General features: G+C 43.7%; 3 protein-coding genes. 1 reads left to right on the top strand and 2 read right to left on the bottom strand.

What is annotated here, in order from left to right:
- Window positions 1-278: 278 nt before the first annotated feature.
- The gene (locus ABD949_RS18285) at window positions 279-992 is read right to left on the bottom strand and encodes a hypothetical protein (RefSeq protein WP_345245600.1); all 714 of its coding nucleotides are present in this window, start codon (window positions 990-992) and stop codon (window positions 279-281) included.
- 569 nt (window positions 993-1,561) lie between these two features.
- Here ABD949_RS18285 and ABD949_RS18280 point away from each other — a divergent pair.
- Complete coding sequence (locus ABD949_RS18280) at window positions 1,562-1,885, top strand: hypothetical protein (RefSeq protein ID WP_345245598.1); 324 nt, start codon at window positions 1,562-1,564, stop codon at window positions 1,883-1,885.
- On the opposite strand, the gene ABD949_RS18275 is transcribed toward ABD949_RS18280, so the two are convergent.
- The gene (locus ABD949_RS18275) at window positions 1,882-2,127 is read right to left on the bottom strand and encodes a hypothetical protein (protein ID WP_345245597.1); all 246 of its coding nucleotides are present in this window, start codon (window positions 2,125-2,127) and stop codon (window positions 1,882-1,884) included. The genes ABD949_RS18280 and ABD949_RS18275 overlap by 4 nt on opposite strands.
- Window positions 2,128-2,467: the final 340 nt, after the last annotated feature.

Raw genomic sequence — 2,467 nt, 5'->3', positions numbered from 1 at the left:
GCAACCGCGAGGATAGGCCACCCACGCGACGAGAGTCGCCCCAGCCTCGGATTGATAGCTCTAAGCCATCCGGGGCTTTTTTATGCGGTCCTCCCTTCGGTCGGGGCGTTATTGTTTATAGGTTTTCTTTCATAGGCCCACGCTCAAAGAGTCGGGGGTACTCTTGGGAAAGCTAACTTTTTTTAATTAGCCTAAGGGAGTAAAAAACCGTGACACTTTGAGCGTGGGTCTATGAAAGAAAACCTGTATATATACGCTGTGAGCGTAGCGAACACCGATTATTGAATAAATTCCTTTAGTCTAGGCATAAAGTATTCTACTTCATCATAAATGCCTAGAATTTTCTTGACGCCAACTTTTTTAGCTCTTTCTTCCTCAGTCATTTCCTCCAAAGAAGCTTTCATTTTTCGGAAGTTTTCAGCGTCTCTTTGCATAAATAAATCGGAACGGTTGTATTGTTTCTGGGCAAGCTCACGACGTTCAGAAATAGTAAGTTTGCTACCTAGCCGATTAAGACCTAAGTAAACTAATCCAGGATGAGGGCTATCAGAATTAGCCAAACATTTAACATAATATTCTATTCGATCTAAAGCTTTTTCGTCAGTTTGGGAAATCAAATTGAAGTCTCTGAGGATGATTTGTGCTGTATGTTCCTTAATAACTAAAGATAGTGGATCAGATTCTATTATATGTTGATTATTGACGAATATACTGTCTATGTACATCCAGCTTTTGGCTTGTCGTAATTTGTCTACGTCCGTAAAGAGGAAAGGTATTCCCATTGGATTCAGCTTCGCTTGAGCCGCAGAGATAGCTTCGCGCCCTATTGCTATTTTTTCAACGCTTATAGTGTAAGCTATTTTACTTAGTTCAGCTTCATAACTCTCTCTAGCATTTGAAGTTACAATAACCTTCTTATCATCACTATCGATAGTTCTGTATTGATTACAGCTCAAAAATGCTATAAATATAAAAATTGATAATCTTTTCATAATAGGCTACAGTTTAGCAGTTTTGAATAATATTTCAACAGTTAATTGGGTCTGGCTCGCAGCATCGTTGCATTGCTTCACAGCCATCAACGTAATCAGTCCATCCATATTGATAATTGTACCAAGTTTCTCGACTGGCAGTCTGACTAGGAGAGCCTATACAGCAACTAGACCCTACAACGTAATACTGGTAAACAAAGTAGAACCCATTTCCTAGATGGTAAGTGCAACCGCATAATGCCATCACTTTAAAAGTAATTAGGGTTAAGCATGCTGTACCAGCAATAAGCACTTTAAATCGTTTCATACAATTTAGTGTTTAAAATGTTCTAAGATGGATTGGTTAGTTTAAATTAGTAACTATTAGTGACATATTCTATAGATTAGTACTTGTATTTATTGAACGGTTGCATTGCTGATTTGGGTAATGTTTTTACAGTAATTGTATTTGTAAGAGACTGATTCTTTCACTTTTTTGGTGTGTAAGACAAAATAACGATTTTGTCTTACACACCGATATTTTACCGCTTTTTTGCTATTTATGTGTCTTACAAGCTGTAAGACACGCCATGAACACGCCTGAAGACCTACCCACCGCCGAGTCTGCACCCGCTACTAAGAGCGGCCCTGTCACCTGGTCGATTCGTGGGGTTGACCGCGACACTCGCCTGGTGATTGAGAAGGCCGCAACCCGAGCCGGCAAGACCATCGGCCAGTACGTTAATGAGGATGTGCGCAGCTTAGCCCAAAGCCAGCTCACCCAAACTCACCTGCCGGCCAGCCCCAAAGATATGCAGGACCAGATTGAACACCTGACGCGCATTGTGGAAGGCATCGCCAGCCGAATGCCCGAGCAGGGCAAGAAAACCTTCTGGCAACGGCTATTCGGCTAACGTTGCTGGCCACGTTTCTGAATCTCCTGAATCTCCTCCCGGCTCAGGTATTTTTCAGCCACACTGTTACCCCCTTTAGCTTCGTAGCCTTCTACCTTCCTGGCTAAGTATTCCAGATCGCCCCGCATCACCGAGAGCTTTTCTTTCTGGTGGCTGCGGACCCGACAGGAAGGCGAGCAGAAGCGGGCACCAGCCCGCACGTTGGCCGAGCGGCCACAGTATTCACATTCGATGAGTGCCATATCCGTAAATTAACGCTTAATAGGCCAAAATTAACGTTTTTCTCTTTTATCCCCTTTCCCACTACAACCGTTAATTAACGCTTATCTCCCTGTAAATAACCTTTTCGCCCTAAATTTGCTCAATTGGCGGGGAATGCGTAGGTTGCGAGCTGTGGTAGCGGGAAGGGGTGTACTTACTACGCAATTTTTTTCGCCTCTCTGCGAGCAGGCTCAAAAATTGTTCCGTAAGCTCAGGGGTATACCCCCGAGACCCCCAACGCTGCGGCCATGTTACCGCACAAGAAAAGAAGAAAGCTATGGCCTTTGCTATTGTGAGAATCGCCAAGATTGGCGGGGGCAA

The sequence above is a fragment of the Nibrella saemangeumensis genome, assembly GCF_039541915.1.
Taxonomy (GTDB): domain Bacteria; phylum Bacteroidota; class Bacteroidia; order Cytophagales; family Spirosomataceae; genus Nibrella; species Nibrella saemangeumensis.
This window is presented reverse-complemented; position numbering and strand designations above follow the sequence as displayed.

What these genes read in the sequence shown, in the direction of transcription:
- ABD949_RS18280 (WP_345245598.1), top strand. Translation starts at nt 1,562, where the DNA reads ATGAACACGCCTGAAGACCTACCCACCGCCGAGTCTGCACCCGCTACT.
- ABD949_RS18275 (WP_345245597.1), bottom strand. Translation starts at nt 2,127, where the DNA reads ATGGCACTCATCGAATGTGAATACTGTGGCCGCTCGGCCAACGTGCGG.
- ABD949_RS18285 (WP_345245600.1), bottom strand. Translation starts at nt 992, where the DNA reads ATGAAAAGATTATCAATTTTTATATTTATAGCATTTTTGAGCTGTAAT.